The following is a 26,093-nucleotide window of genomic DNA, read 5'->3' as shown; positions in this document are numbered from 1 at the left end:
CCATGTGCGAAGGGGTGGCTCCTGCCACCCCTTCACCGTACCAGACTAGCGTCAGCCGCGGAATTCCGCGCGACCACGGTACGGCGCCTTGGCGCCCAGCTGCTCTTCGATGCGCAGCAGCTGGTTGTACTTGGACACGCGGTCGGAACGGCACAGCGAGCCGGTCTTGATCTGGCCGGCGGCGGTGCCTACGGCCAGGTCGGCGATGGTGCTGTCCTCGGTTTCACCGCTGCGGTGCGAGATCACCGCGGTGTAGCCGGCGGCCTTGGCCATCTGGATGGCTTCGAGGGTCTCGGTCAGCGAGCCGATCTGGTTGAACTTGATCAGGATGGAGTTGCCGATGCCCTTCTCGATGCCTTCCTTGAGGATCCTGGTGTTGGTCACGAACAGGTCGTCGCCGACCAGCTGGACCTTGCCGCCGATCTTGTCGGTGAGGACCTTCCAGCCCGCCCAGTCGGACTCGTCCATGCCGTCTTCGATGGAGATGATCGGGAAGCGCTCGGCCAGGCCGGCCAGGTAGTCGGCGAAACCGGCGGCGTCGAACACCTTGCCTTCGCCTTCGAGGTCGTACTTGCCGTCCTTGAAGAACTCGCTGGAGGCGCAGTCCAGGGCCAGGGTCACGTCGTCACCCAGCTTGTAGCCGGCGTTGGCCACGGCTTCGGAGATGGCGGCCAGGGCTTCTTCGTTGGACGCCAGGTTCGGGGCGAAACCGCCTTCGTCGCCCACCGAGGTGCTCAGGCCACGGGCCTTCAGCACGGCCTTGAGGTGGTGGAAGATCTCGGCGCCCATGCGCAGGGCGTCGGCGAAGGTCTTGGCGCCGACCGGCTGGACCATGAACTCCTGGATGTCGACGTTGTTGTCGGCATGCTCGCCGCCGTTGATGATGTTCATCATCGGCACCGGCATGGAGTACACGCCCGGGGTGCCGTTCAGGTCGGCGATGTGCGCATACAGCGGTACGCCCTTGGCCTGTGCGGCAGCCTTGGCGGCAGCCAGGGACACGGCCAGGATGGCGTTGGCGCCCAGCTTGGCCTTGTTGTCGGTGCCGTCGAGTTCGATCATCGCCTGGTCCAGCGCCTTCTGCTCGACCGGGTCCTTGCCCAGCAGCAGGTCGCGGATCGGGCCGTTGATGTTGGCCACGGCCTTCAGCACGCCTTTACCCAGGTAACGGCTCTTGTCGCCATCGCGCAGTTCGAGTGCCTCGCGGGAACCGGTGGAAGCACCGGACGGGGCGCAGGCGCTGCCGACGATGCCGTTGTCCAGGATCACGTCCGCTTCAACGGTCGGGTTGCCGCGGGAGTCCAGGACCTCACGGCCCTTGATGTCGACGATCTTTGCCATTATTGATAACACTCCGAAGATAGATAAACGGGGCGGCTGGTGAGACTTTAGAACCTGTTCAAGGTCTCGCCGAGCGCAGCCCAGGCAAGGCGGAAGCAAGCGAAAAAGCGCAGTTTACATAGAGTAAATGAGCATCTTTTCGATTGTTTCCAACGCAGCATGGGCAAGCGCAGGCAGACATTGTCAGGTTCTCAGGCGGTCTCGATGGTGGGGAAATGCTTCACTAGGTCGTCCAGCTGCTTGAGCTGGGACAGGAAAGGCTCGAGCTTGTTCAAGCGCAGGGCGCACGGACCGTCGCACTTGGCGTGCTCGGGGTCCGGATGGGCCTCCAGGAACAGGCCGGCCAGGCCCTGGCTCATGCCGGCCTTGGCCAGGTCGGTGACCTGGGCGCGGCGGCCGCCGGCGGAATCGGCGCGCCCGCCCGGCATCTGCAGGGCGTGGGTGACGTCGAAGAACACCGGGTACTGGAACTGCTTCATGATGCCGAAGCCGAGCATGTCCACCACCAGGTTGTTGTAACCGAAGGAGGAGCCACGCTCGCAGAGGATCAGTTGGTCGTTGCCGGCCTCCTCGCACTTGGCCAGGATGTGTTTCATCTCCTGGGGCGCGAGGAACTGGGCCTTCTTGATGTTGATCACCGCGCCGGTGCGGGCCATGGCCACCACCAGGTCGGTCTGCCGCGAGAGGAAGGCCGGCAGCTGGATGATGTCGCACACTTCGGCCACCGGGGCGGCCTGGAAGGGCTCGTGGACGTCGGTGATCACCGGCACCTTGAAGGTCCGCTTGATCTCTTCGAAGATCTTCAGCCCCTCTTCCATGCCCGGGCCGCGGAAGGAGTGCATGGACGAGCGGTTGGCCTTGTCGAAGCTGGCCTTGAACACGTAGGGGATGCCGAGCTTCTCGGTCACCCGCACGTATTCCTCGCAGACCTGCATGGCCAGGTCGCGCGACTCCAGCACGTTCATGCCGCCGAACAGCACGAAGGGCAGTTCGTTGCCGATCTGGATGTCGCCGACGCGGATGATCTTCTGGGTCATGCTCAGGCCTTCCCGGCTTGCTTCAGGGCGGCGTTGACGAAGCCGCTGAACAGCGGGTGGCCATCACGCGGGGTGGAGGTGAACTCCGGGTGGAACTGGCAGGCGACGAACCACGGATGGTCCGGGGCCTCGACCACTTCGACCAGGGCGCCGTCGCCGGAGCGGCCGGAAATCTTCAGGCCGGCTTCCCGCAGTTGCGGCAGCAGGTTGTTGTTCACTTCGTAGCGGTGGCGGTGGCGCTCGACGATCACGTCCTTGCCGTAGCAGTCGTGGACCAGGGTGCCGGCTTCGAGCTGGCATTCCTGGGCGCCCAGGCGCATGGTGCCGCCCAGGTCGGAGGCCTCGGTGCGCACTTCGGTGGCGCCGGTGGAGTCCTGCCATTCGGTGATCAGGCCGACCACCGGGTGGCCGCTGGCCTTGTCGAACTCGGTGGAGTTGGCGTCTTTCCAGCCCAGTACGTTACGGGCGTATTCGATGACCGCCACCTGCATGCCCAGGCAGATGCCCAGGTAGGGGACCTTGTTCTCGCGGGCGTACTGCACGGCGGTGATCTTGCCTTCCACGCCGCGCAGGCCAAAGCCGCCCGGGACCAGGATGGCGTCGGCGCCGTCGAGCAGGCCGGTGCCCTGCTGCTCGATGTCCTCGGAGTCGATGTAGCGCAGGTTGACCTTGGTGCGGCTCTGGATGCCGGCGTGGGTCATGGCCTCGATCAGCGACTTGTAGGCGTCGAGCAGTTCCATGTACTTGCCGACCATGGCGATGGTGACTTCGCGCTCGGGGTTGAGCTTGGCGTCGACCACGCGGTCCCACTCGGACAGGTCGGCCGGGCCGCACTCCAGGCCGAAGCGCTCGACGACGATGTCGTCCAGGCCCTGGGCGTGCAGCACCGAGGGGATGCGGTAGATGGTGTCGACGTCTTCCAGGGAGATGACCGCGCGCTCTTCGACGTTGGTGAAGAGGGCGATCTTGCGGCGCGAGGAGACGTCCACCGGGTGGTCGGAGCGGCAGACCAGCACGTCCGGCTGCAGGCCGATGGAGCGCAGTTCCTTGACCGAGTGCTGGGTCGGCTTGGTCTTGGTCTCGCCGGCGGTGGCGATGTACGGGACCAGGGTCAGGTGCATGAGCATGGCGCGGCGCGAGCCGATTTCCACGCGCAGCTGGCGGATCGCCTCGAGGAACGGCTGCGACTCGATGTCGCCGACGGTGCCGCCGACTTCCACCAGGGCCACGTCGGCATCGCCGGCGCCCTTGATGATGCGACGCTTGATCTCGTCGGTGATGTGCGGGATCACCTGCACGGTGGCGCCGAGGTAGTCGCCGCGGCGCTCCTTGCGCAGCACGTCCATGTAGACGCGGCCGGTGGTGAAGTTGTTGTTCTGGGTCATGGTGGTGCGCACGAAGCGCTCGTAGTGGCCCAGGTCGAGGTCGGTTTCCGCGCCGTCGTGGGTGACGAACACCTCGCCGTGCTGGAACGGGCTCATGGTGCCCGGATCGACGTTGATGTAGGGGTCCAGCTTGAGCATCGTGATCTTCAAGCCACGCGCTTCCAGAATGGCAGCCAAGGAAGCCGAGGCGATGCCTTTCCCCAATGAAGAAACAACACCACCCGTGACGAAGATGTAGCGCGTCATGAAAAGCCCTGAATGTCAGCGTTTAGGCGGCTGTGCCGCCGGGGAAGCGATGAATGGGCCGCGGCCCAAACCGCGGCGCATGCCGCTCAAAATAGCGTACTCCCGCTGATTCCGTGGGAATCGGCGGGAGCGGTACAAGACGGGAGCGTAGTCTACCGGAAAGGCCCTTTCATCTCAAACCCGGGTCACTCGTCGGGGGCGTCCAGCACAGGCGCCAGCCCGTCTCGCCGGCCCGGCGCAGCGCCGGCAGGTTGGCCGCGCCGAGCAGTTGCCCACCACGCCAGAGCAGCGGCAGCCGCGGCCGGACGAAGGCCGGCACGGCGCTTTCGTTGAGCAGCCGCTTGAGGTCGCGATGGCCGCGCCGGGCCAGTTCCAGCCGCTCGCCGCCGCGGCGCAGGCTCACCCGCAGCGGCCCGACGGGCGGTGCACCTTCCAGGTGCAGAAGGCCATTGCCGGGCAGCGCCAGGGGCTGCGTCGGGTCGTCCCAGTTCAGCTCGCACGCTGCCTCCTGCAACCAGGCACCGGACAGCCACCAGAGCCGCCCGCTGCTGCGCTGCAACTCGCCTGTGGCCAGGCGCCAGACCGGTTCGGCATCCCCGGCGGCATCGCGCAGGGCCTGCCAGCCGGCCCAGTGGGCGCTGTCCGGCATCGGCGCGAAGGGCGCCAGCCAGTGGCGCAAGGCATTGCGCTGGCGGCTTTCGCCGAGCGCCAGCAGCGGCGCCAGGGCCAGCGAGGGCACGTCCAGCCAGCCGAATGGGTTGCCGGGCCGCGCCGCGGCCAGGTCCTGCTGCGCCAGTTCGGCCAGCAGCGCCTCGGCCTCGGCCAGGTGCGCGGCGCTGCGGGCGATGTTGCCCGGCGCCTGCGGCCAGCGCTCAGCGAGCAGCGGCAGCACGCGCTCGCGCAGGTAGTTGCGGGCGAAACCGGTGTCGGCGTTGGACGGGTCCTCGATCCAGCGCAGGCCATGTTCGAGGGCGTAGGCTTCGAGTTCGGCGCGGGAGACATCCAGCAGCGGCCGCAGCAACATGCCGGCGCCCAGCGGCCGGGCCGTCGGCATGCCGGCCAGCCCGCGCACACCGGCGCCACGCAATAGGCGGAACAGCAGGGTCTCGGCCTGGTCGTCGCGGTGCTGGGCGGCCAGCAGGCAGTCGCCCGTTTTCAGGTGTTTCGCAAAAGCCTCGTAGCGTGCGCGGCGCGCGGCCTGCTCCAGGCTGGCGCCCGCCGGTACCGTCACCCGCTCGACCGCCAGCGGCACGCCCAGCTCAAGGCAGAACGCCTCGCAGTGCGCCGGCCAGGCATCGGCCGCGGCCTGCAGGCCGTGGTGGACGTGAATGGCGGAGAGCGGCGGCAGGGACTCGATCCTGGCCAGCTCGGCCAGCAGGTGCAGCAGCACCGTGGAATCCAGCCCGCCGGAGAAGCCCACCCGCCATGCAGGGACCTGGCGCCAGGGGCCAGGGCGGTGAGCAGGCGGGATCGTAGGGGCATGAGGGCGGCTACAGGCTACAGGCTACAGGCTACAGGCTACAGGCTACAGGCTACAGGCTACAGGCGAAGAGCGTATGGCATAACCGGCGGCTCCGCAGGCTCTTCGTAGGAGCGAGCTTGCTCGCGAATGGAGTTTTCCGGTAGCTGCGGCGTGGGGGATTGACGCTGTTCCCTCTCCCCAACCCTCTCCCTGAAGGGAGAGGGGGCTGTTCGGAGCGGTTTGGGAGTGAGGCGTCATCCTGCCGGGGGCGTGCTCTTCGCTCTTGCCTGCAGCCTACCGCCTGAAGCCTGCCGCCGCCGTCAGGCAATCCCGTAGCTCATCAGCCGCTCGTAGCGGCGCGCCAGCAGTTCGTCGACGCTCAGGCCCTTGAGGGCGCCCAGTTGCGCCTTGATGGCGTTGCGGATGTTCTGCGCAGCGGCGGCCGGGTCGCGGTGGGCGCTGCCCAGGGGCTCGGGGATCACGGTGTCGACGATGCCCAGGTCCTTCAGGCGGGCCGCGGTGATGCCCATGGCCTCGGCGGCTTCCGGGGCCTTTTCGGCGGTGCGCCAGAGGATCGAGGCGCAGCCTTCCGGGGAGATCACCGCGTAGGTGGAGTACTGCAGCATGTTCAGGTTGTCGCAGACGCCGATGGCCAGGGCGCCGCCGGAGCCGCCCTCGCCGATGACGGTGGCGATGATCGGCGTCTTCAGGCGCGCCATCACGCGCAGGTTCCAGGCGATGGCCTCGCTCTGGCCGCGCTCTTCGGCGTCGATGCCCGGGTAGGCCCCGGGGGTGTCGATGAAGGTCAGGATCGGCATCTTGAAGCGTTCGGCCATTTCCATCAGGCGGCAGGCCTTGCGGTAGCCTTCGGGGCGCGGCATGCCGAAGTTGCGGCGCACCTTCTCGCGCACTTCGCGGCCCTTCTGGTGGCCGATGATCATCACCGGCTGGTCGTCCAGGCGAGCGACGCCACCGACGATGGCGGCGTCGTCGGCGAAGTGGCGGTCGCCGTGCAGCTCTTCGAACTCGCTGAAGATGTGCTCGATGTAGTCCAGGGTGTAGGGCCGGCGCGGGTGGCGCGCGAGCTGGGCGATCTGCCAGCTGCTCAGGTTGCCGAAGATGTTCTCGGTCAGCGCGCGACTCTTGTCTTCCAGGCGGGCGATTTCATCGCTGATGTTGATGGAGTTGTCGTTGCCGACCAGACGCAGCTCTTCGATCTTGGCTTGCATGTCGGCGATCGGCTGTTCGAAATCGAGGAAGTTCGGGTTCATGGGCTATCCGTCGTGCTGAATGGCGGCAGGGCCTGGTCCGTATGGCGCCCTACCTTACGGTATCGGGCGCCCAGGGTCGAGACTGGCGGGCGGCGGCACGGGGCCACCGGCTCACGCTAGCGGTAGTTGAGGAAGACGTTGTCGCGCCCGAACTGGTCACGCAGGGCTTGAATCAGCGCATCGGCCGGGTCGATGCGCCAGTCGTCACCGAACTGCAGCAGGGCACGGGCGTCGCTGGAACTGTAGTCGACGGTCACCGGGCAGTTGCCGCGGTGGCGGGTGCAGAGGTCGGCCAGCCAGCGCAGGCGGTCGCCCTTGAGCGCGTCCGCCGCGACCTTCAGCCGCAGGCTCTCGGCCAGCGCGGTGCGCGCCTCCTCCAGGCCCATGATGCGCTTGGCGCGCAGGCGCAGGCCGCCGGAGAAGTCGTCCTGGCTGACCTCGCCCTCGATCACCACCATGGCGTCGGTCTGCAGCAGGCCCTGGTTGGCGGCGAAGGCCTCGGCGAACAGCGAGGCCTCGATGCGCCCGGAACGGTCGTCGAGGGTGACGAAGCCCATCTTGTCGCCGCGCTTGTTCTTCATCACCCGCAGGTTGACGATCAGCCCGGCCACGGTCTGGGTGTCGCGCGCCGGCTTCAGTTCGACGATGCGCTGGCGGGCGAAGCGGCGCACCTCGCCCTCGTACTCGTCGATCGGGTGGCCGGTGAGGTACAGGCCGAGGGTGTCCTTCTCGCCTTTCAGGCGTTCCTTGAGGGTGAGTTCCTTGGCCTTGCGGTGGTTGGCGTAGACGTCCGCCTCGGGCTCGGCGAACAGCCCGCCGAACAGGTCCATGTGGCCGCTGTCGTGGCTGCGCGCGGTCTGCTCGGCGGCCTGGATGGCTTCCTCCATGGACGCCAGCAGCACCGCGCGGTTGCGGTCGATGTCGGCCAGGTAGGCCTTGGGCTCGTCATGGAAGTACGGGCCCAGGCGGTCCAGGGCGCCGGCGCGGATCAGCGCATCGAGGGTACGCTTGTTGATGCGCTTGAGGTCGATGCGGTCGCAGAAGTCGAACAGGTCCTTGAACGGCCCACCCTCGTTGCGGCATTCGGTGATGGCTTCCACCGGGCCTTCGCCGACGCCCTTGATCGCGCCCAGGCCGTAGACGATCTGGTTGTCGTCGTCGACGGTGAAGCGGAACTCGGAGTTGTTCACGTCCGGGGCGACGATGCGCAGCTTCATGTGCCGGCATTCTTCGATCAGCGTCACCACCTTGTCGGTGTTCTGCATATCCGCGGTGAGTACCGCGGCCATGAAGGGCGCCGCCCAGTGGGTCTTCAGCCAGGCGGTCTGGTAGGAAACCAGGCCGTAGGCGGCCGAGTGCGACTTGTTGAAGCCGTAGCCGGCGAACTTTTCCACCAGGTCGAAGATGTTGCCCGCGAGGTTGCCGTCGATGCCGTTGTTGGCGCAGCCCTCGATGAAGCCGCCGCGCTGCTTTGCCATCTCCTCGGGCTTCTTCTTGCCCATGGCGCGTCGCAGCATGTCGGCGCCGCCGAGGGTGTAGCCGGCCATCACCTGGGCGATCTGCATCACCTGTTCCTGGTACAGGATGATGCCGTAGGTGGGCTTGAGTACCGGTTCGAGGCCGGCGTACTGGTAGTCCGGGTGCGGGTAGGAGATTTCCTCGCGACCGTGCTTACGGTTGATGAAGTCGTCCACCATGCCCGACTGCAGCGGGCCGGGACGGAACAGCGCCACCAGTGCGATCAGGTCTTCCAGGCAGTCCGGCTTGAGCTTCTTGATCAGCTCCTTCATGCCGCGCGATTCCAGCTGGAACACCGCGGTGGTCTCGGCCTTCTGCAGCAGGTCGTAGGTCTTCTTGTCGTCCAGCGCGATGCGGTCGATGTCGACCAGCTCCGCCTCGGCGACGCCGGCCTTGCGCTGGATGCGATGGATGATCTCCATCGCCCACTTGATGATGGTCAGGGTGCGCAGGCCGAGGAAGTCGAACTTCACCAGGCCGGCGGCTTCCACGTCGTCCTTGTCGAACTGGGTCACCAGGCCGCCGCCTTCCTCGTCGCAGGCGATCGGCGAGAAGTCGGTGAGCTTGGTCGGCGCGATCACCACGCCGCCGGCGTGCTTGCCGGTACCACGGGTGACGCCTTCCAGCTTCAGGGCCATGTCCCAGATTTCCTGGGCTTCCTCGTCGGACTTGAGGAAGTCGCGAAGCATCTCTTCCTGCTCGAAGGCCTTGTCCAGGGTCATGCCGACTTCGAAGGGGATCATCTTCGACAGCTTGTCGGCCAGGCCATAGGACTTGCCCTGCACCCGCGCCACGTCGCGCACCACCGCCTTCGCGGCCATGGAGCCGAAGGTGATGATCTGGCTCACCGCGTTGCGCCCGTAGGCGTCGGCCACGTAGTCGATCACCCGGTCGCGGCCTTCCATGCAGAAGTCCACGTCGAAGTCGGGCATGGAGATACGTTCGGGGTTGAGGAAGCGTTCGAACAGCAGGTCGTAGGCCAGCGGGTCGAGGTCGGTGATCTTCAGCACGTAGGCCACCAGGGAACCTGCGCCCGAACCCCGGCCGGGGCCCACCGGCACGCCGTTGTTCTTGGCCCACTTGATGAAGTCCATCACGATCAGGAAGTAGCCGGGGAAGCCCATCTGGATGATGGTGCCCAGCTCGAACTCCAGGCGGTCGACGTAGACCTGGCGCTTTTCCTCGTAGTTCGGCGTGTCCTTGGGCAGCAGCACCTCCAGGCGCTCCTCCAGCCCTTCGTAGGAGACATGGCGCAGGTAGTCGTTGATGTCCATGCCTTCGATGGGAATCGGGAAGTTGGGCAGGAAGTACTTGCCCAGCTGCACCTCGATGTTGCAGCGCCTGGCGATCTCGACGGTGTTCTCCAGGGCCTCGGGCAGGTCGCTGAACAGCTCGGCCATTTCCGCCGGGGTCTTCAGGTACTGCTGGTCGGAGTAGTTGCGCGAACGGCGCGGGTCGTCCAGGGCGCGGCCTTCACCGATGCACACGCGGGTCTCGTGGGCCTCGAAGTCGTCCTGCTTGATGAAGCGCACGTCGTTGGTGGCCACCAGCGGCGCGCCGCTGCGCTCGGCCAGGGCCACGGCGGCGTGCAGGTGCTCCTCGTCGTTGACCCGCGCGGTGCGCTGCACTTCCAGGTAGAAGCGGTCCGGGAAGACTTCCATCCATTCGGCCAGCAGCGAGTCGGCCAGGGCGTCGTCGCCGCTGAGCAGGGCCTGGCCGATCTCCCCTTCCTTGGCCGCGGACAGTGCGATCAGGCCCTCGGCGGCCTGCTTCAGCCAGTCGCGCTCGATGATGATCTCGCCGTTGCGCTGGCCGTCCTGCCAGCCGCGGGAGATGAGTTCGGTGAGGTTGCGGTAGCCCTTGGCGTTCATCGCCAGCAGCGACAGGCGGCTGAGCGGACCGTCCTCGTCACGGCTGGCCAGCCAGATGTCGGCGCCGCAGATCGGCTTGATGCCGGCGCCCATGGCGGTCTTGTAGAACTTCACCAGCGAGCACATGTTGCTCTGGTCGGTGATCGCCACTGCCGGCATGCCGGCGCCGGCCACCGCCTTGCACAACGGTTTGACCCTGACCAGGCCGTCGACCAGGGAGTACTCGGAGTGCAGACGCAGGTGGACGAAAGAGGCGGTCATGACGGTCCTATGCAACACGGAAACGATAAGCGGCCGATTGTACCGGCCCGCTCCGCAAAGCTACAGGCTTCAGATCGCCACTGCCGCCGTGTGGCGCTCAGAAGATGCCGGTCGGGCTTTCCAGCAGCACGCGCACCGGGGCGAAGGAGCGCCGGTGGATGGGCGTCGGGCCCAGGCGCTTGAGCGCCTCCAGGTGCACCGGGGTCGGGTAGCCCTTGTGCCCGCCGATGCCGTAGCCGGGATAGAGGGCTTCCATTTCCTGCATCTCGCGGTCGCGGGAGACCTTGGCCAGGATGGAGGCGGCGGCGATGGCCGGCACCTTGGCATCGCCCTGCACCACCGGGGCCGCCGGCACCCTGAGTTTCGGGCAGCGGTTGCCGTCGATCAGCGCCAGTTTCGGAATGACGCTCAGGCCTTCCACCGCGCGCTGCATGGCGAGCATGGTGGCGTGGAGGATGTTCAACTGGTCGATTTCCTCGACCTCGGCGCGGGCGATGCACCAGGCCAGGGCCTTCTCGCGGATTTCGTCGAACAGCGCCTCGCGGCGCACCTCGCTGAGCTTCTTCGAGTCGTTCAGACCGATGATCGGCCGCGCCGGGTCGAGGATCACCGCGGCGGTGACCACCGGGCCGCAGAGCGGGCCGCGGCCCACCTCGTCGACACCGGCCACCAGTTCCTCGACCAGGTCAAAATCCAGGCCCATCTGCATCAGCGTTTCTCCACCAGGGCGAGCACCGCTTCGGCGGCCTGCGCGGACGCATCCTGGCGCAGGGCGCGGTGGATGGCGTCGAAGGATTCGGTCTGCGCGCTGCCGTCGTCCAGCAGCGGCAGCAGGTGTTGCGCCAGGGCCTCGGGGGTCGCCGCGTCCTGGATCAGCTCGGGGGCCAGCAGGCGCCCGGCGAGCAGGTTGGGCAGCGAGACGTAGGGGCTCTTCACCAGGCGCTTGAGGATCTTGTAGGTCAGCGGCGCGACTTTGTAGGCGACCACCATCGGCCGCTTGTACAGCAGCGCCTCGAGGGTGGCGGTGCCGGAGGCGATCAGTACCGCGTCGCAGGCGGCCAGGGCCTCGTGGGACTGGCCGTCGAGCAGTTGCAGCGGCAACTGGCGGCCCTGCAGCATCTGCTCCAGTTGCACGCGCCGCTCGGGGCTGGCGCAGGGCAGCACGAAGCGCAGGCCCGGCCGCTGTTGCAGCAGGCGTTCGGCGGTGTCGAGGAAGAGCGCACCGAGCTTGCCCACCTCGCCGCCCCGGCTACCCGGCAGCAGCGCCACCACCTGGGCGTCGGCCGGCAGCCCGAGCTGCGCGCGCGCGGCGGCGCGGTCGGCTTCCAGGGGGATGGTGTTGGCCAGCGGGTGGCCGACGAAGCGCACCGGCACGCCGTGCTCCTCGTAGAACCTCGCCTCGAAGGGGAACAGCGCCAGCATCAGGTCGCAGGCCTGCTTGATCTTCAGCACGCGCTTCTGCCGCCAGGCCCAGACCGAGGGGCTGACGTAGTGCACGGTGCGGATGCCGGCGCGGCGCAGTTGCAGTTCCAGGCCGAGGTTGAAGTCCGGCGCGTCGATGCCGATGAAGACGTCGGGGCGCGCGAGTATCAGGGTACGGATCAGGTCCTTGCGGCGCTTCAGCAACTCGCGCAGGCGGCCGAGAACCTCGACCAGGCCCATGACCGCCAGGCGCTCCATGGGGAATTCCGAGACCAGGCCCTGGGCCTGCATGCGCGCACCGCCCACGCCGATGAACTCGACCTCGGGATGGCGCTCGCGCAGGGCCTGCATCAGGCCGGCGCCGAGGATGTCCCCCGAGGCCTCGCCCGCCACCAGGGCGACGCGCAGCTTGCCGGTGCCCGCAGCCATGGTCAGCGGGTGATGCCGCGGGTGGCGCTCTGGATGGAAGCGCAGAACACCGCGACTTCCGGGAACTGCGCGGCGGATTCGGCCAGCTCGGCGAGCGCCTCCTCCACGGTCAGGCCCTGGCGGTACACCACCTTGTAGGCCCGGCGCAGGGCATGGATGGCCTCGGCGCTGAAGCCGCGGCGGCGCATGCCCTCGAAGTTCATGCTGCGCGCCTCGGCGGGGTTGCCGAAGACGGTCACGTAGGCCGGTACGTCCTTGCCGATGGCGGTGCCCATGCCGGAGAAGCTGTGGGCGCCGATGCGGCAGAACTGGTGGACCAGGGTGTAGCCGGAGAGGATCGCCCAGTCGTCCACGTGCACGTGCCCGGCCAGCGCGGTGTTGTTGACCAGGATGCAGTGGTTGCCGATCACGCTGTCATGGCCGACGTGGACGTAGGCCATGAACAGGTTGTGGTCGCCGATGGTGGTTTCCGAGCGGTCCTGGACGGTGCCGCGGTGGATGGTCACACCCTCGCGGATCACGTTGTGGTCGCCGATCACCAGGCGCGTCGCCTCACCCTTGTACTTCAGGTCGGGAGTGTCCTCGCCGACGCTGGAGAACTGGAAAATCCGGTTGTGTCTGCCGATCTTCGTGGGGCCCTTGAGCACCACGTGCGGACCGATCACCGTACCTTCGCCGATTTCCACATCCGGCCCGACGATGGACCAGGGGCCCACCTCTACGTCGTCGGCCAGCCTTGCCCGCGGATCGATGATGGCGCGAGGATCGATCAAACTCATAGTTTGCGTTCCGCACAGATGATTTCGGCCGAGCACACCGGCTTGTCATCGACGGTGGCGTGGCAGTCGAACTTCCAGATGCCGCGCTTCACGCTGATGAACTGGGCATGCAGGTTCAGTTGGTCGCCCGGCAGCACCGGCTGGCGGAAGCGCAGCTTGTCGGAGCCGACGAAGTAGTACAGGGTGCCGTCGGCCGGCTTCACGTCGAGCATCTTGAAGCCGAGGATGCCGGCCGCCTGGGCCATGGCCTCGATGATCAGCACGCCGGGCATGATCGGGTGCTGCGGGAAGTGGCCGTTGAAGAAGGGCTCATTGATGCTGACATTCTTGTAGGCGCGAATGCGCTTGCCCTCGATGTCCAGCTCCACCACCCGGTCCACCAGCAGGAAAGGGTAGCGATGAGGCAGGTATTCGCGAATCTCGTTGATGTCCATCATGTTCAGGGGAGCCTGTTCAGAAAAGGGAAACGCCAAAAAATGCGTGACTCACGCATCAGATGGAGTGTCTCCGCTCGGGGTCACGGCGGCCAGGCGCTTTTCCAGCTGTTGCAGACGACGGGCCATGTCGTCGAGCTGGCGAATACGGGCGGCGCTCTTCTTCCATTCAGCGGCGGGCTGCATGGCCGTGCCGGATGAGTAGGCGCCCGGCTCGGTGATCGAGCGGGTGACCATGGTCATGCCGGTGACGAAGACGTTGTCGCAGATCTCGATGTGCCCGACCAGGCCGACGCCGCCGGCGAGCATGCAATGCCTGCCGATCTTGGCGCTGCCGGAAATCCCGCAGCAGCCGGCCATGGCGGTGTGATCGCCGATCTGCACGTTGTGCGCGATCATGATCTGGTTGTCCAGCTTGACGCCGTTGCCAACCAGGGTATCGGACAGCGCACCACGGTCGATGGTGGTGTTGGCGCCGATCTCGACGTCGTCGCCGACGGTCACCCCGCCGATCTGCGCGATCTTCTGCCAGACGCCCTGCTGCTTGGCGAAGCCGAAGCCTTCGCCGCCGAGCACGGCGCCGGACTGGATGACCACGCGCTTGCCGATGCGCACGTCGTGGTAGAGGGTCACGCGCGGGGCCAGCCAGCCGCCGTCGCCGATCACGCTGCGCGCGCCGACGAAGCAGTGGGCGCCGAGAGTGACGCCGGCGCCGATCTGCGCGCCGGCCTCGATCACCACGTAGGGGCCGATGCTGGCCGTGGGATCGACGCTGGCGCTGGCATCGACCACCGCGGTGGGGTGGATGCCGGCGGGCGCCCTGGGCTTGGGATCGAACTGGTGCGACAGCCCGGCGTAGGCCAGGTAGGGGTCGGGCACCACCAGCGCGTTGCCGGCGAAGCCTTCGGCATCGGCGGCGGTGAGCAGCACCGCGCCGGCCCGGCTGTCGACCAGGAACTTGCGGTACTGTGGGTTGGCCAGGAAGCTCAGTTGCTCGGGGCCTGCGTCCTGCAGGGTGGCCAGGCCGTGGATGACCACGGCCGGGTCGCCGCGCAGCTCCGCCTGGAGCTGCGCTGCCAGTTCGGCGAGGGTATGGGACCGCGGGCTCATCATCAGCGCAGCTGGTTCATCCGCTCGATGACCTGGCGGGTGATGTCGTACTGGGGCTTGACGTCGACCACCGCGCCGCGCTCGACCACCAGGTCGTAGCCGCCCTTCTTGATGGTTTCCTCGACGGCCTGGTCCAGCTTCGGCTTGAGCTTCTTGAGCATCTCGCGGTCGGCGGAGGCCTTGGCTTCGTTCAGCTCCTTGGACTGGAACTGGAAGTCACGGGCCTTCTGCTTGAAGTCGTTCTCGGCCTTGTCGCGCTCGGACTGGGACAGCTTGCTGCCGCCGTTGACCAGCTTGTCCTGCAGGGCCTTGGCGTCGCTTTCCAGGGCGCGCAGCTTGGTCAGCTGCGGGCCGAACTTCTTCTCGGCGTCGACGGCATACTGCTTGGCCGCATCGGACTCGAGGAGTGCCATCTGGTAGTTGAGCACCGCGATCTTCATGTCGGCGAACGCGGGGCTCGCCATCAGGGCGGCGGTGATCAGGACGAACTGGGTCAACTTACGCACATTGCACTCCTGCACAAAGCTAGGTTGTCTATACAACAATACGGCGAATTAGAAGGTCTGCCCCAGGGAGAACTGGAAGATCTGGGTTTCCGCGTTGTCCGGCTTCTTGATCGGGGTACCGAGGCTGAAGCTCAGCGGGCCCAGCGCGGTGATCCAGGTCAGGCCCACGCCCACGGACATGGCCATGTCGTTGAGCTTGATGCCGTCGCAGCCCTGGGTGCTGGACAGCGGGCAGTCGGAGTCGAACACGTTGCCCACGTCCCAGAACAGGACGGTACGCAGCTGGCTCTGGTCCTTGACGAAGGGCAGCGGGAACAGCAATTCGGCGCCGCCGGTGATCATCACGTTACCACCGAAGGCCTGCGGGTCCTGGTCCGGGTCGGTGTAGCGGCCACGGGCGTCAGGTCCACCCGCTGCGATGCTGGTCGCGGGGTCGGCGACACTCGGCGTACTGCGCGGGCCGAGGGAGCTGTCCTTGAAGCCGCGCACCGAGTTGAAGCCGCCGGCGTAGTAGTTCTCGTAGAACGGCAGGCGGTCGGTGGAGCCGTAGCCATCGCCGTAGCCCAGCTCGGTGTGGAAGCGCATGGTGTAGGTGTCGGACAGCGGCGCGAAGATCTGGCCGCGGTAGTCCAGCTTGTAGAACGACAGGTCGCTGCCGGGGATGGTCGACTCCAGCACCAGGCTCTGGGAATGGCCGCGGGTCGCCAGCACGCCCTTGTTCAGGGTGGATTCGGACCAGCCGATGGAGGCCTTGAAGTTGGTGAAGTTGTCGCCTTCCTTCTCGAGGAAGTCGAAGATCTCGTCGACGGTGTAGGCACCGGTGTCGATGGTGTCGCGCTGCACGGTCAGGCCGTAGGTCAGGCGCGAGGTCTCGCTGATCGGGTAGCCGATGCTGACGCCGGCGCCGAGGCTGTTCACCGAGTAGTCGGAGACGTCGACGTCGAGCTTGTCGTAGTCGGTCTTGCGGTAGAAGGCGTTGTAGCCCAGGCTCACGCCGTCGACGGTCCAGTAGGGGTCGACGAAGCCGAAGTTGTAGCGGGTCTGGTAGTCGGACTTGGTCAGGCCGATGCTGACCTTGTTGCCGGTACCCAGGAAGTTGTTCTGGCTGATCGAGCCGCCGAGGATCAGGCCCGCGTCCTGGGCGAAGCCGATGCTGGCGGTGATGGAGCCGGAGGGCTGCTCTTCCACGCTGTAGTTGACGTCCACCTGGTCGTCGGTGCCGGGCACCGCCGGGGTCTCGACGTTGACCGTCTTGAAGTAGCCCAGGCGCTCCAGGCGCTGCTTGGACTGGTCGATCAGGTAGGTGGAGGCCCAGCCGCCTTCCATCTGGCGCATCTCGCGGCGCAGCACCTGGTCTTCGGTCTTGGTGTTGCCGCGGTAGTTGATGCGGTTGACGTAGGCGCGCTTGCCCGGGTCGACCACGTAGGTGATGGACACGGTCTTGTCGTCGTCGTGCGCTTCGGGCACGCCGTTGACGTTGGCGAAGGTGTAGCCCTCGTTGCCCAGGCGGCGGGTGATCAGGTCGGAGGTGGAGGTCATCACCTTGCGCGAGAACACCTGGCCCGGCTCGACCAGCATCAGCTTCTTGATCTCTTCTTCCGGCACCTTGAGGTCGCCGGTCAGTTTCACCTCGCGGACCTTGTACTTCTCGCCCTCGTTGATGTTGACGGTGATGTAGACGTGTTTCTTGTCCGGGGTGATGGACACCTGGGTGGAGGCGATGTCCATGTGGATGTAGCCGCGGTCCAGGTAGTAGGAGCGCAGGCGCTCCAGGTCGCCGGAGAGCTTCTCGCGGGAGTACTTGTCGTCGTTCTTGAAGAAGGACAGCCAGTTGGTGGTCTTCAGCTCGAACAGGCCGGTCAGGTCCTCGTCGGAGAACACGGTGTTGCCGACCACGTTGACGTGGGCGATGGCCGCGACCGTGCCTTCGTTGACGGTGATCTTCAGCGCCACGCGGTTGCGCGGCTGCGGGGTGACCTGGGTCTCGATGTTGGCCGAGTAGCGGCCCTGGGCCACGTACTGGCGCTGCAGCTCGTTGCGCACGCCTTCGAGGGTGGCGCGCTGGAAGATCTCGCCTTCGGCCAGACCCGACTGCTTGAGGCCCTTCATCAGGTCTTCGGTGCTGATGGCCTTGTTGCCTTCGATCTCGATGCTGGAGATCGACGGGCGCTCGACCACGTCGATGACCAGCACGTTGCCATCGCGGCCGAGGTGGATATCCTGGAAGAAGCCGGTCTTGAACAGCGAGCGGGTCGCCTCGACCAGACGGCGGTCGTCGATCTGGTCGCCGACGTTCAGCGGCAGGGCGGCGAATACACTACCCGCGGATACGCGCTGCAGGCCGTTGACGCGGATGTCGGAAACTGTGAAGGACTCTGCGTGAACCTGGGCGATCATCAACGCGGAAAGAGCCGCGGGTAACAGAAAGCGTTTCATGGAGTCCTTTTTTTTCCAACTGACAAATAAAGAATCTGCCGCGTGAGGCGGCAGATCCGAAACCCAATGGCAGCTACAGTCGACTCAGATCGTTGACCAGGGCCAGCAACATGACCCCAACGACCAGGCTGATGCCGATCTGCATCCCCCAAGCCTGGACCCGCTCTGACAATGGGCGGCCACGCACCCACTCGACCAGGTAGAACAACAGATGCCCGCCATCGAGGACGGGAATCGGCAACAGGTTGAGAACCCCCAAACTTATGCTCAGATAGGCGAGGAAATGCAGAAAATCCCCTACGCCGGACTGGGCTGAAGCGCCCGCCACTTTAGCAATGGTTATCGGCCCGCTCAAGTTTTTTACCGAGAGCTGGCCCAGCACCATTTTCTTTAGAGAATCCAGGGTTAGCAGACTCATCGACCAGGTCCGGGAGAGCGCCTCCCCCACCGCGGCGCCCGGGCCGAAGCGGACTTCGCGGAGCATTTCCGCCGGCCACTGGCCGCCGGCGACACCGGCCCCCAGGTAACCGGCACGGGCCTTGCCCTCGCCCTTGGCCGCCAATTTCAGCGTCAGCTCACGCTCCTGGCCGTCGCGCAGCAGGGCGATGCTCACCGACTGCTCCGGACGGGCACGCACCTTGTCGACCACCTGCTGCCAGTCGTCCACCGCCTGGCCGTCCACCCGCAGCAGACGGTCGCCGATGGCCAGGCCCGCGGCCTTGCCCGGGCCCTGCGGGTCCAGCTCGGCGATCACCGGCGGCATCGCCGGGCGCCACGGCTGGATGCCCAGGCCGCCGATGGGGTCGGGGTTGTCGGCGCTCTTCAGCCAGGCCTTGATCGGCAACTGGTGCAGGCTCTGGGCCGAGGAGCCCGGCTCGCGCACGCTGACGGCCAGCTCGCCGGTCTCGCCCAGGCGCCGCACCAGGCGCAGGTTGACCGCCGCCCAGCCGTCCACCGGCTCGCCGTCCACCGCCAGCACTTCCTGGCCGGCGGCCAGGCCGCCCAGCGCCGCCGGGCTGTCGGGCACGATGGCGCCGATGACCGGGCGCACCTGCTGGGTGCCCAGCATGGCGAGGATCCAGAAGAACAGGATGGCCAGCAGGAAGTTGGCCACCGGGCCCGCCGCGACTATGGCGATGCGCTGGAACACCGTCTTGCGGTTGAAGGCCTGGTCGAGCTGGTCGAGGGGCACTTCGCCCTCGCGCTCGTCGAGCATCTTCACGTAGCCACCCAGCGGGATGGCGGCCACCACGAACTCGGTGCCGTGGCGGTCGTGCCAGCGCACCAGGGGCGTGCCGAAGCCCACCGAGAAGCGCAGCACCCTGACCCCACAGCGGCGCGCCACCCAGAAGTGGCCGAACTCGTGGAATGTCACCAGGACGCCGAGGGCGATGATCAACCCGACGACCATGTAAAGTGCGCTCATCTCTACCTCCAAGGCTCAGGGCCTAGCGAGCCCGCCCGTGCAACCAGGCCTGCGCGGCTTCGCGCGCGCGGCGGTCGGCCTCCAGCACCACGTCGAGGCTTTCGACCGGCGTGGCCGCCTCGCGGTTCAGCACCTCGTCGATGATAACCGCGATCTCGGTGAAACGGATGCGCCGTTCGAGGAATGCGGCCACCGCCACCTCGTTGGCGGCATTGAGCATCGCCGGCGCGCTGCCGCCCGCCTCGGCCGCCTGGCGCGCCAGGCGCAGGCAGGGGAAGCGCTGCTCGTCGGGCGCCTGGAAGTCCAGGCGGGCGATGCTGAACAAATCCAGCGGGGATACCCCGGAGTCGATGCGCTCGGGCCAGGCCAGGGCGTGGGCGATGGGCGTGCGCATGTCGGGGTTGCCCAGCTGGGCGAGCACCGAGCCATCCACGTAGTCGACCAGGGAATGGATCACGCTCTGCGGGTGGATCACCACCTCGACCTTCGACGGCGAGGCATCGAACAGCCAGCAGGCCTCGATCAGCTCCAGCCCCTTGTTCATCATGCTGGCCGAGTCGACGGAGATCTTCCGCCCCATGGACCAGTTGGGGTGGGCGCAGGCCTGCTCCGGGGAGACCTCCGCCAGCCGCTCCAGCGGCGTCTCGCGGAACGGGCCGCCGGAGGCGGTCAGCAGGATGCGCCGCACGCCGACCGCACCCAGGCCGCGGGCGTAGTCGCCGGGCATGCACTGGAAGATGGCATTGTGCTCGCTGTCGATCGGCAGCAGCACCGCGCCATGGGCCTGCACCTCGTGCATGAACAGGGCGCCGGACATCACCAGCGCCTCCTTGTTGGCCAGCAGCACGCGCTTGCCGGCCTGCACCGCCGCCAGTGTCGGCTTGAGGCCGGCCGCGCCGACGATGGCGGCCATGACCACGTCCACCTCGGGATGGCCAGCGACCTCGCACAACCCCGGCTCGCCCACCAGCACGCGGGTCTCCAGGCCGGCCGCCCGCAGGGCACCCTGCAGGTGGCGAGCCTGCTCGTCGCTGGCGACCACCGCGAAGCGCGGCCGATGGGCCAGGCACAGGGCTTCCAGCTCGGCGAGGCGGGAGTGCCCGGTGATGGCGAAGACGCTGTAACGCTGCGGATGCCGCGCGAGGACGTCCAGGGTACTCAGGCCGATGGAGCCGGTGGCACCCAGCACGCAGACCTGCTGCGGCGCGCTCATGGCGTACCCCAACCGGTGGCCCAGAGCAGCACGGTGAAGACCGGGATGGCCGCGGTGAGGCTGTCGATGCGGTCGAGGACGCCGCCGTGGCCCGGCAGCAGGTTGCTGCTGTCCTTCAGGCCCGCTTCGCGCTTGAACATGCTCTCGGTCAGGTCGCCGACCACCGAAAGCGCCACCACCACGGCCGCGCAGGGCAGCGCCAGCAGCAGTTCGCGCACCGACCAGTCGCGGTAGATGGCCACCGCGAAGGTGATCGCCAGGCTCAGCGCCAGGCCGCCGTAGAAGCCTTCCCAGCTCTTGCCGGGGCTGACCCGCGGCGCCAGCTTGCGCTTGCCGAAGGCCTTGCCGGAGAAGTAGGCGCCGATGTCGGCGGCCCAGACCAGGACCATGACCGCGACGATCAGCCAGTTGGCCAGCGGCCACTGCTTGAGCACTACCAGGCCCTGCCACGCCGGCAGCAGGATCAGCAGGCCGATCAGCAGGCGGCGCCAGCGGCCGCCCCAGCTGGAGGCGCTGTCCGGGTAGGTCAGCACCATCACGGTCGCCAGCAGCCACCAGAGCACCGCCAGCAGCAGCACGGCGCCGGCCAGCTGCGGCAGCCAGTACAACAGCAGCATGAGCAACGCGACCACGCCGGCATAGCCGACGCGGGCCGGCTGTTCGTTGTAGCCGGCCAGGCGTGCCCATTCCCAGGCGCCGAGGGTCACCACCAGGCCGATGAACAGCGCGAAGGCGGCGCCATCGAGGAGGAAGAAACCACCCAGCGCGACGGGCAGCAGCACCAGCGCCGTGAGGATCCGTTGTTTCAGCATGACGGGGGGACCTCGGCCTGCACCTGCTCGCTGGTCTTGCCGAAGCGACGCTGGCGGGTGGCGTAGTCGGCCAGCGCTTCGCGCATCGCCGCGCTCTTGAAGTCCGGCCAGTAGAGATCGGAGAAGTACAGCTCGGCGTAGGCCAGCTGCCACAGCAGGAAGTTGCTGATGCGGTGCTCGCCGCCGGTGCGGATGCACAGGTCCGGCAGCGGCTGGTCGCCGGTGGTCAGGCACCCCTGGATCAGCTCGGGGCTGATGTCGTCCGGCGCCAGGTGCCCGGCCTGCACTTCGCGGGCCAGGCGCTGGGCGGCCTGGGTGATGTCCCACTGGCCGCCGTAGTTGGCCGCCACCTGCAGCAGCAGCCCCTTGTTGCCGGCCGTGAGGTTCTCCGCCTCGCGCATGGCGGCCTGCAGCTCCGGATGGAAGCGGCTGCGGTCGCCGATGATGCGCAGGCGGATGCCGTTCTCGTCGAGCTTGCGCACCTCGCGGCGCAGGGCCATGAGGAACAGTTCCATGAGCGCGCCGACCTCGTCGACCGGGCGCTGCCAGTTCTCGCTGGAGAAGGCGAACAGCGTCAGAACCTCGACACCGGCCTCGGCGCAGGTCTTGACCACCGCACGAACCGCGCTGACGCCGGCCTTGTGCCCGGCGACGCCGGGCAGCAGACGCTTCTTCGCCCAGCGGTTGTTGCCGTCCATGATGATGGCCACGTGACGTGGCACCGCGGCCACCAGCTTGGTCTTGTCCATGACTGCAACCTGGCCGTCAGACGGCCATCAGATCCGCTTCCTTGGCCTCGAGGGCCTTGTCGATCTCGGCGACGAACTTGTCGGTGAGCTTCTGCACCTCGTCCCCGGCGCGACGCTCTTCGTCCTCGCTGATTTCCTTTTCCTTCTGCAGGTCCTTGAGCTGGGCCAGGGCGTCGCGGCGGATGTTGCGCACGGAGACGCGGGCCTGCTCGGCCTCGGCGCGGGCCTGCTTGGTGAAGCCCTTGCGGGTTTCCTCGGTCAGGGCCGGCATCGGCACGCGGATGGTGGTGCCGGCGGTGGCCGGGTTCAGGCCCAGGTCGGAAGTCATGATGGCCTTCTCGACCGCCTGGATCATGCTCTTGTCGAACACGTTCAGGGCCAGGGTGCGGGAATCCTCGACGGTGACGTTGGCGACCTGGCGCAGCGGGGTGTCGGAGCCGTAGTAGGACACCATGACGCTGTCCAGGATGCTCGGGTGCGCACGGCCGGTGCGGATCTTGGCGAAGGCGTGGCCCAGGGCCTCCAGGGTCTTGCCCATGCGCTCCTGCGCTTCTTTCTTGATCTCGTTGATCATGTCAATCCTCCTCGATCAGGGTGCCCTCGGCACCACCAACAACAATATTCAGCAGCGCGCCCGGCTTGTTCATGTTGAACACCCGCAGCGGCATTTTCTGGTCGCGGCACAGGCAGATGGCGGTCAGGTCCATCACGCCCAGCTTGCGGTCGAGCACTTCATCGTAGGTCAGGCGCTCGAACTTCTCGGCGTTCGGGTCCTTGAACGGATCGGCAGTGTACACACCATCGACCTTGGTCGCCTTCAGCACCACGTCAGCATCTATTTCGATGGCGCGCAGGCAGGCGGCGGAATCGGTGGTGAAGAAGGGGTTGCCGGTACCGGCGGAGAAGATCACCACTTCGCCGCTGGCGAGGTGGCGCATGGCCTTGCGGCGGTCGTAATGGTCGGTGACGCCGACCATGCTGATGGCCGACATGACGATGGCGGTGATGTTCGAGCGCTCCAGGGCGTCGCGCATGGCCAGGCCGTTCATCACGGTGGCCAGCATGCCCATGTGGTCGCCGGTGACGCGGTCCATGCCGGCCGCCGACAGGGCCGCGCCGCGGAACAGGTTGCCGCCGCCGATGACCAGGCCGACCTGGACGCCGATGCCGACCAGCTGGCCGATCTCCAGGGCCATGCGGTCCAGGACTTTCGGGTCGATACCGAACTCTTCGCTGCCCATCAGGGCTTCGCCGCTCAGTTTTAGAAGAATGCGTTTATAGCGAGGTTGACGTGCGCTCAGCTGCTGAGCCATGACCTTTTTCTCCTGCGGCGATGTGGAATGCGGGGCGCCTGACCGGGCGCCTGTCGGGGAAGCCTGGCCCTACCAGGCTAGCAGCGCCGCGAGCCGACGAACGGTGCGAAGCCGCGGAGACCGCCCCGAATGGCCTCCCCACTTTGACGAAGAGGCCGCACGCGCGAGCGGGCAGCCTCTTCCGGGGCGACGGTGGAAACCGTCTTATTGCTTGGATGCAGCTACTTGAGCAGCAACCTCGGCAGCGAAGTCGGCCTCGACCTTCTCGATGCCTTCGCCTACTTCGAAACGAATGAAGGAGACGATTTCAGCACCGGCTTTCTTGGCCAGGTCGCCGACCTTGACTTCCGGGTCCTTGACGAACGCCTGCTCGACCAGGCTGGCTTCGGCGAGGAACTTGGCGATACGGCCCTTGACCATGTTCTCGACGATGTTCTCCGGCTTGCCGGCGATCTTGTCGGCGTTCAGCGCCAGGAAGATTTCCTTTTCCTTGGCCACGGCGTCCTCGGAAACCTGCGACGGGTCCAGGAACTGCGGGTTGCTGGCAGCCACGTGCATGGCGATGTCACGGGCCAGTTCGGCGTTGCCGCCTTTCAGGGTGACCAGTACGCCGATGCGGTGGCCGTGCAGGTAGGCGCCAACCACGTCGCCTTCGGCGCGGGCCAGACGACGGATGTTGACGTTCTCGCCGCACTTGGCGACCAGGGCCTCACGGGCGGACTCCTGCTCGGCGATCAGCGGAGCGGCGTCGGTCAGCTTCTGCGCGAAAGCCTTGTCCAGGCTGGCGGCGACGAAGTTCTTGAAGTCGTCCTGCAGGGCCAGGAAGTCGGTCTGCGAGTTGACTTCGATGATGGTGGCGGCCTTGGCGTCGTCGGCCACTTTCACCGCGATGGAACCTTCGGCGGCGATGTTGCCGGCCTTCTTGGCAGCCTTGATGGCGCCCGAAGCGCGCATGTCGTCGATGGCCTTCTCGATGTCGCCTTCAGCGGCAACCAGGGCCTTCTTGCACTCCATCATGCCCTGGCCGGTGCGCTCGCGCAGTTCTTTAACCAGTGCTGCAGTGATCTCTGCCATTTGCAAATCCTCTTGAGTTGCTCTCAAAACCAGATCGCCCGGCGGGCCGGGCGGAATTCGGGAGTGGCAAAAAGGGGGCCAGGCCCCTTTTTGCGCACCGCTGGACGTCTGGACGCCCCGGAATCAGCCTTCGGCGGATTCGGCCGGCGCTTCCTCGACGAACTCGTCGGCGCCGCCCACGGCGTTCTGCTTGCCGCGCAGTACGGCTTCAGCCATCGAGCTCAGGTAGAGTTGCACGGCACGGATGGCGTCATCGTTACCGGGGATGACGTAGTCGACGCCTTCCGGGCTGCTGTTGGTATCGACGATGCCGATGACCGGGATACCCAGCTTGTTGGCTTCGGTGATGGCGATGCGCTCGTGGTCGACGTCGATCACGAACAGGGCGTCCGGCAGGCCGCCCATGTCCTTGATGCCGCCCAGGCTGCGATCCAGTTTTTCCAGATCACGGGTGCGCATCAGGGCTTCTTTCTTGGTCAGCTTGTCGAAGGTGCCGTCCTGCTGCTGGGTTTCCAGCTCGCGCAGGCGCTTGATCGACTGACGGATGGTCTTGTAGTTGGTGAGCATGCCGCCCAGCCAACGGTGGTCGACGTACGGCATGCCGCAACGGGCGGCTTCTTCGCGAACGATCTTGCCGGCGGAACGCTTGGTGCCGACGAACAGGATCTTGTTCTTGCCCGAGGCCAGGCGCTCAACGAAGGTCAGGGCCTCGTTGAACATCGGCAGGGTCTTTTCCAGGTTGATGATGTGGATCTTGTTGCGCGCGCCGAAAATGAACTTGCCCATTTTCGGGTTCCAGTAGCGGGTCTGGTGGCCGAAGTGCACACCGGCCTTCAGCATATCGCGCATGTTGACTTGGGACATGATAGTTCCTCGATAAGTCGGGTTGGGCCTCCATGCATCCCAATGACCAACCCTCCGCACGTGGCGAGAAGGCACCCAGGTCATCGTGTCGATGCATGTGTGGGTTAGGCTTGAACAGGCCATAGCCTGCAAAAGCGGGGCGCTTTATATCACAGAAAGCTGCTGCAGGCTACAGGCGGTAGGCTGCAGGCCAAGCGCAAAGCGCCCCGCTACACCCCCGCTCCTGCCTGTAGCCTGCCGCCTGCAGCCTGCCGCCCTCGAAACTGTTACCATTGCCCTTTTCCGCCCGCGTCCGAGAATTCTATGACCGTCACCATCAAGACGCCCGAAGACATCGAGAAAATGCGCATCGCCGGCCGCCTGGCCGCCGAGGTGCTGGAAATGATCGGCGAGCACGTCAAGCCCGGGGTCACCACCGACGAACTGGACCGCATCTGCCACGACTATATAGTCAACGTCCAGCAGGCCATCCCCGCGCCCCTGAACTACAAGGGCTTCCCCAAGTCCATCTGCACCTCGATCAACCACGTGGTCTGCCACGGCATCCCCAACGAGAAGCCGCTCAAGGAAGGCGACATCGTCAACATCGACATCACCGTCATCAAGGACGGCTACCACGGCGACACCAGCAAGATGTTCCTGGTCGGCAAGACCCCGGAATGGGCCGACCGCCTGTGCCAGATCACCCAGGAATGCATGTACAAGGGCATCGCCGTGGTCAAGCCCGGCGCGCGCCTGGGCGACATCGGCGAGGTGATCCAGAAGTACGCCGAGAAGAACGGCTTCTCGGTGGTGCGCGAGTACTGCGGCCACGGCATCGGCAAGGTGTTCCACGAGGAGCCCCAGGTGCTGCACTACGGCCGCGCCGGCACCGGCCTGGAGCTCAAGGAAGGGATGATCTTCACCATCGAGCCGATGATCAACCAGGGCCGCCCGGAAACCCGCCTGCTGGGCGACGGCTGGACCGCCATCACCAAGGACCGCAAGCTTTCCGCCCAGTGGGAGCACACCGTGCTGGTGACCGCCGACGGCTACGAGATCCTCACCCTGCGCAACGACGAGAGCTTCCCGCGCACCAACGCGTGAGCGGCGTTTGCAATCTCGCCGACGGCTGGGTAGAACATAGAAAACCCG

The 26,093-nt window shown here is 66.5% G+C and carries 22 protein-coding genes; 1 reads left to right on the top strand and 21 read right to left on the bottom strand.

The annotated features are described in order from the left end of the window. Positions 1 to 51: 51 nt before the first annotated feature. The 21 genes from eno to rpsB form a co-directional block, all read right to left on the bottom strand. A complete protein-coding gene (gene eno, locus PKO50_RS04715; RefSeq protein WP_089394581.1) occupies positions 52 to 1,341 on the bottom strand; it encodes a phosphopyruvate hydratase in 1,290 nt (429 codons plus the stop codon). Positions 1,342 to 1,532: 191 nt separating this feature from the next. Beyond that, positions 1,533 to 2,378: a 3-deoxy-8-phosphooctulonate synthase gene (gene kdsA / locus PKO50_RS04710; protein WP_275628959.1), complete on the bottom strand. Its 846-nt coding sequence runs from the start codon at positions 2,376 to 2,378 to the stop codon at positions 1,533 to 1,535. Between the two features lie 2 nt (positions 2,379 to 2,380). Next, entirely contained in the window at positions 2,381 to 4,009 is a 1,629-nt protein-coding gene (locus PKO50_RS04705; RefSeq protein ID WP_089394583.1) for a CTP synthase, read from the bottom strand. A 169-nt stretch (positions 4,010 to 4,178) separates the two neighbouring features. Continuing rightward, a complete protein-coding gene (gene tilS / locus PKO50_RS04700; protein WP_346770514.1) occupies positions 4,179 to 5,480 on the bottom strand; it encodes a tRNA lysidine(34) synthetase TilS in 1,302 nt (433 codons plus the stop codon). A gap of 311 nt (positions 5,481 to 5,791) precedes the next feature. Next, entirely contained in the window at positions 5,792 to 6,742 is a 951-nt protein-coding gene (locus tag PKO50_RS04695; protein ID WP_109935165.1) for an acetyl-CoA carboxylase carboxyltransferase subunit alpha, read from the bottom strand. Between the two features lie 116 nt (positions 6,743 to 6,858). Then, on the bottom strand, positions 6,859 to 10,392 hold the full coding sequence (gene dnaE / locus PKO50_RS04690; protein ID WP_275628958.1) for a DNA polymerase III subunit alpha: 3,534 nt from the start codon (positions 10,390 to 10,392) through the stop codon (positions 6,859 to 6,861). 97 nt (positions 10,393 to 10,489) lie between these two features. Continuing rightward, the gene (rnhB, locus tag PKO50_RS04685) at positions 10,490 to 11,101 is read right to left on the bottom strand and encodes a ribonuclease HII (RefSeq protein ID WP_275628957.1); all 612 of its coding nucleotides are present in this window, start codon (positions 11,099 to 11,101) and stop codon (positions 10,490 to 10,492) included. Next, positions 11,101 to 12,243 carry a lipid-A-disaccharide synthase gene (lpxB, locus tag PKO50_RS04680; protein WP_275628956.1) on the bottom strand — a complete coding sequence of 381 codons (1,143 nt, stop codon included), beginning with the start codon at positions 12,241 to 12,243 and terminating at the stop codon, positions 11,101 to 11,103. Before lpxB ends, rnhB begins: the two co-directional genes overlap by 1 nt. Positions 12,244 to 12,245: 2 nt before the next feature. Continuing rightward, a complete protein-coding gene (gene lpxA / locus PKO50_RS04675) occupies positions 12,246 to 13,022 on the bottom strand; it encodes an acyl-ACP--UDP-N-acetylglucosamine O-acyltransferase (protein ID WP_109935169.1) in 777 nt (258 codons plus the stop codon). Further along, the gene (gene fabZ / locus PKO50_RS04670) at positions 13,019 to 13,459 is read right to left on the bottom strand and encodes a 3-hydroxyacyl-ACP dehydratase FabZ (protein ID WP_009616653.1); all 441 of its coding nucleotides are present in this window, start codon (positions 13,457 to 13,459) and stop codon (positions 13,019 to 13,021) included. Before fabZ ends, lpxA begins: the two co-directional genes overlap by 4 nt. 48 nt (positions 13,460 to 13,507) lie before the next feature. Further along, the gene (lpxD, locus tag PKO50_RS04665; RefSeq protein WP_275628955.1) at positions 13,508 to 14,569 is read right to left on the bottom strand and encodes a UDP-3-O-(3-hydroxymyristoyl)glucosamine N-acyltransferase; all 1,062 of its coding nucleotides are present in this window, start codon (positions 14,567 to 14,569) and stop codon (positions 13,508 to 13,510) included. Beyond that, positions 14,569 to 15,072, bottom strand: coding sequence for an OmpH family outer membrane protein (locus tag PKO50_RS04660; RefSeq protein WP_109935171.1), 504 nt, complete (start codon positions 15,070 to 15,072; stop codon positions 14,569 to 14,571). Before PKO50_RS04660 ends, lpxD begins: the two co-directional genes overlap by 1 nt. 48 nt (positions 15,073 to 15,120) lie before the next feature. Beyond that, complete coding sequence (bamA, locus tag PKO50_RS04655) at positions 15,121 to 17,508, bottom strand: outer membrane protein assembly factor BamA (RefSeq protein WP_275628954.1); 2,388 nt, start codon at positions 17,506 to 17,508, stop codon at positions 15,121 to 15,123. 73 nt (positions 17,509 to 17,581) lie between these two features. After that, a complete protein-coding gene (rseP, locus tag PKO50_RS04650; protein WP_275628953.1) occupies positions 17,582 to 18,934 on the bottom strand; it encodes an RIP metalloprotease RseP in 1,353 nt (450 codons plus the stop codon). Positions 18,935 to 18,956: 22 nt separating this feature from the next. Further along, on the bottom strand, positions 18,957 to 20,147 hold the full coding sequence (ispC, locus tag PKO50_RS04645) for a 1-deoxy-D-xylulose-5-phosphate reductoisomerase (protein ID WP_275628952.1): 1,191 nt from the start codon (positions 20,145 to 20,147) through the stop codon (positions 18,957 to 18,959). Then, positions 20,144 to 20,959 carry a phosphatidate cytidylyltransferase gene (locus PKO50_RS04640; RefSeq protein WP_275628951.1) on the bottom strand — a complete coding sequence of 272 codons (816 nt, stop codon included), beginning with the start codon at positions 20,957 to 20,959 and terminating at the stop codon, positions 20,144 to 20,146. The genes ispC and PKO50_RS04640 overlap by 4 nt, the downstream gene beginning before the upstream one ends. Further along, on the bottom strand, positions 20,953 to 21,708 hold the full coding sequence (gene uppS / locus PKO50_RS04635) for a polyprenyl diphosphate synthase (protein WP_275628950.1): 756 nt from the start codon (positions 21,706 to 21,708) through the stop codon (positions 20,953 to 20,955). Before uppS ends, PKO50_RS04640 begins: the two co-directional genes overlap by 7 nt. 16 nt (positions 21,709 to 21,724) lie before the next feature. Then, positions 21,725 to 22,282 carry a ribosome recycling factor gene (frr, locus tag PKO50_RS04630; protein ID WP_275628949.1) on the bottom strand — a complete coding sequence of 186 codons (558 nt, stop codon included), beginning with the start codon at positions 22,280 to 22,282 and terminating at the stop codon, positions 21,725 to 21,727. Position 22,283: 1 nt separating this feature from the next. Continuing rightward, complete coding sequence (pyrH, locus tag PKO50_RS04625) at positions 22,284 to 23,021, bottom strand: UMP kinase (RefSeq protein WP_009616635.1); 738 nt, start codon at positions 23,019 to 23,021, stop codon at positions 22,284 to 22,286. Between the two features lie 204 nt (positions 23,022 to 23,225). Continuing rightward, positions 23,226 to 24,095 (bottom strand): translation elongation factor Ts, encoded by an 870-nt coding sequence (gene tsf / locus PKO50_RS04620; protein ID WP_089391580.1) that lies wholly within the window; start codon positions 24,093 to 24,095, stop codon positions 23,226 to 23,228. Between the two features lie 123 nt (positions 24,096 to 24,218). After that, complete coding sequence (rpsB, locus tag PKO50_RS04615; protein ID WP_089391579.1) at positions 24,219 to 24,959, bottom strand: 30S ribosomal protein S2; 741 nt, start codon at positions 24,957 to 24,959, stop codon at positions 24,219 to 24,221. Between the two features lie 303 nt (positions 24,960 to 25,262). Here rpsB and map point away from each other — a divergent pair, with 303 nt between their 5' ends. Further along, positions 25,263 to 26,045 carry a type I methionyl aminopeptidase gene (map, locus tag PKO50_RS04610; protein WP_275628948.1) on the top strand — a complete coding sequence of 261 codons (783 nt, stop codon included), beginning with the start codon at positions 25,263 to 25,265 and terminating at the stop codon, positions 26,043 to 26,045. Positions 26,046 to 26,093: the final 48 nt, after the last annotated feature.

Origin of the sequence: Pseudomonas sp. 273, from assembly GCF_029201425.1 — a bacterium.
Lineage (GTDB): Bacteria > Pseudomonadota > Gammaproteobacteria > Pseudomonadales > Pseudomonadaceae > Pseudomonas > Pseudomonas delhiensis.
Note: the sequence above shows the minus strand (reverse complement) of the source record. Positions and strands in the feature narration are given on the sequence as shown.

Excerpts from the sequence above, each read along its gene's own strand:
- kdsA (WP_275628959.1), bottom strand. The coding sequence starts at position 2,378 with ATGACCCAGAAGATCATCCGCGTCGGCGACATCCAGATCGGCAACGAA.
- PKO50_RS04705 (WP_089394583.1), bottom strand. The coding sequence starts at position 4,009 with ATGACGCGCTACATCTTCGTCACGGGTGGTGTTGTTTCTTCATTGGGG.
- pyrH (WP_009616635.1), bottom strand. The coding sequence starts at position 23,021 with ATGGCTCAGCAGCTGAGCGCACGTCAACCTCGCTATAAACGCATTCTT.
- ispC (WP_275628952.1), bottom strand. The coding sequence starts at position 20,147 with ATGAGCGCGCCGCAGCAGGTCTGCGTGCTGGGTGCCACCGGCTCCATC.
- bamA (WP_275628954.1), bottom strand. The coding sequence starts at position 17,508 with ATGAAACGCTTTCTGTTACCCGCGGCTCTTTCCGCGTTGATGATCGCC.
- lpxD (WP_275628955.1), bottom strand. The coding sequence starts at position 14,569 with ATGATGAGCCCGCGGTCCCATACCCTCGCCGAACTGGCAGCGCAGCTC.
- fabZ (WP_009616653.1), bottom strand. The coding sequence starts at position 13,459 with ATGATGGACATCAACGAGATTCGCGAATACCTGCCTCATCGCTACCCT.
- lpxB (WP_275628956.1), bottom strand. The coding sequence starts at position 12,243 with ATGGCTGCGGGCACCGGCAAGCTGCGCGTCGCCCTGGTGGCGGGCGAG.
- dnaE (WP_275628958.1), bottom strand. The coding sequence starts at position 10,392 with ATGACCGCCTCTTTCGTCCACCTGCGTCTGCACTCCGAGTACTCCCTG.
- map (WP_275628948.1), top strand. The coding sequence starts at position 25,263 with ATGACCGTCACCATCAAGACGCCCGAAGACATCGAGAAAATGCGCATC.
- PKO50_RS04640 (WP_275628951.1), bottom strand. The coding sequence starts at position 20,959 with ATGCTGAAACAACGGATCCTCACGGCGCTGGTGCTGCTGCCCGTCGCG.
- lpxA (WP_109935169.1), bottom strand. The coding sequence starts at position 13,022 with ATGAGTTTGATCGATCCTCGCGCCATCATCGATCCGCGGGCAAGGCTG.
- tsf (WP_089391580.1), bottom strand. The coding sequence starts at position 24,095 with ATGGCAGAGATCACTGCAGCACTGGTTAAAGAACTGCGCGAGCGCACC.
- PKO50_RS04695 (WP_109935165.1), bottom strand. The coding sequence starts at position 6,742 with ATGAACCCGAACTTCCTCGATTTCGAACAGCCGATCGCCGACATGCAA.
- frr (WP_275628949.1), bottom strand. The coding sequence starts at position 22,282 with ATGATCAACGAGATCAAGAAAGAAGCGCAGGAGCGCATGGGCAAGACC.
- uppS (WP_275628950.1), bottom strand. The coding sequence starts at position 21,708 with ATGGACAAGACCAAGCTGGTGGCCGCGGTGCCACGTCACGTGGCCATC.
- rnhB (WP_275628957.1), bottom strand. The coding sequence starts at position 11,101 with ATGCAGATGGGCCTGGATTTTGACCTGGTCGAGGAACTGGTGGCCGGT.
- rpsB (WP_089391579.1), bottom strand. The coding sequence starts at position 24,959 with ATGTCCCAAGTCAACATGCGCGATATGCTGAAGGCCGGTGTGCACTTC.
- eno (WP_089394581.1), bottom strand. The coding sequence starts at position 1,341 with ATGGCAAAGATCGTCGACATCAAGGGCCGTGAGGTCCTGGACTCCCGC.
- rseP (WP_275628953.1), bottom strand. The coding sequence starts at position 18,934 with ATGAGCGCACTTTACATGGTCGTCGGGTTGATCATCGCCCTCGGCGTC.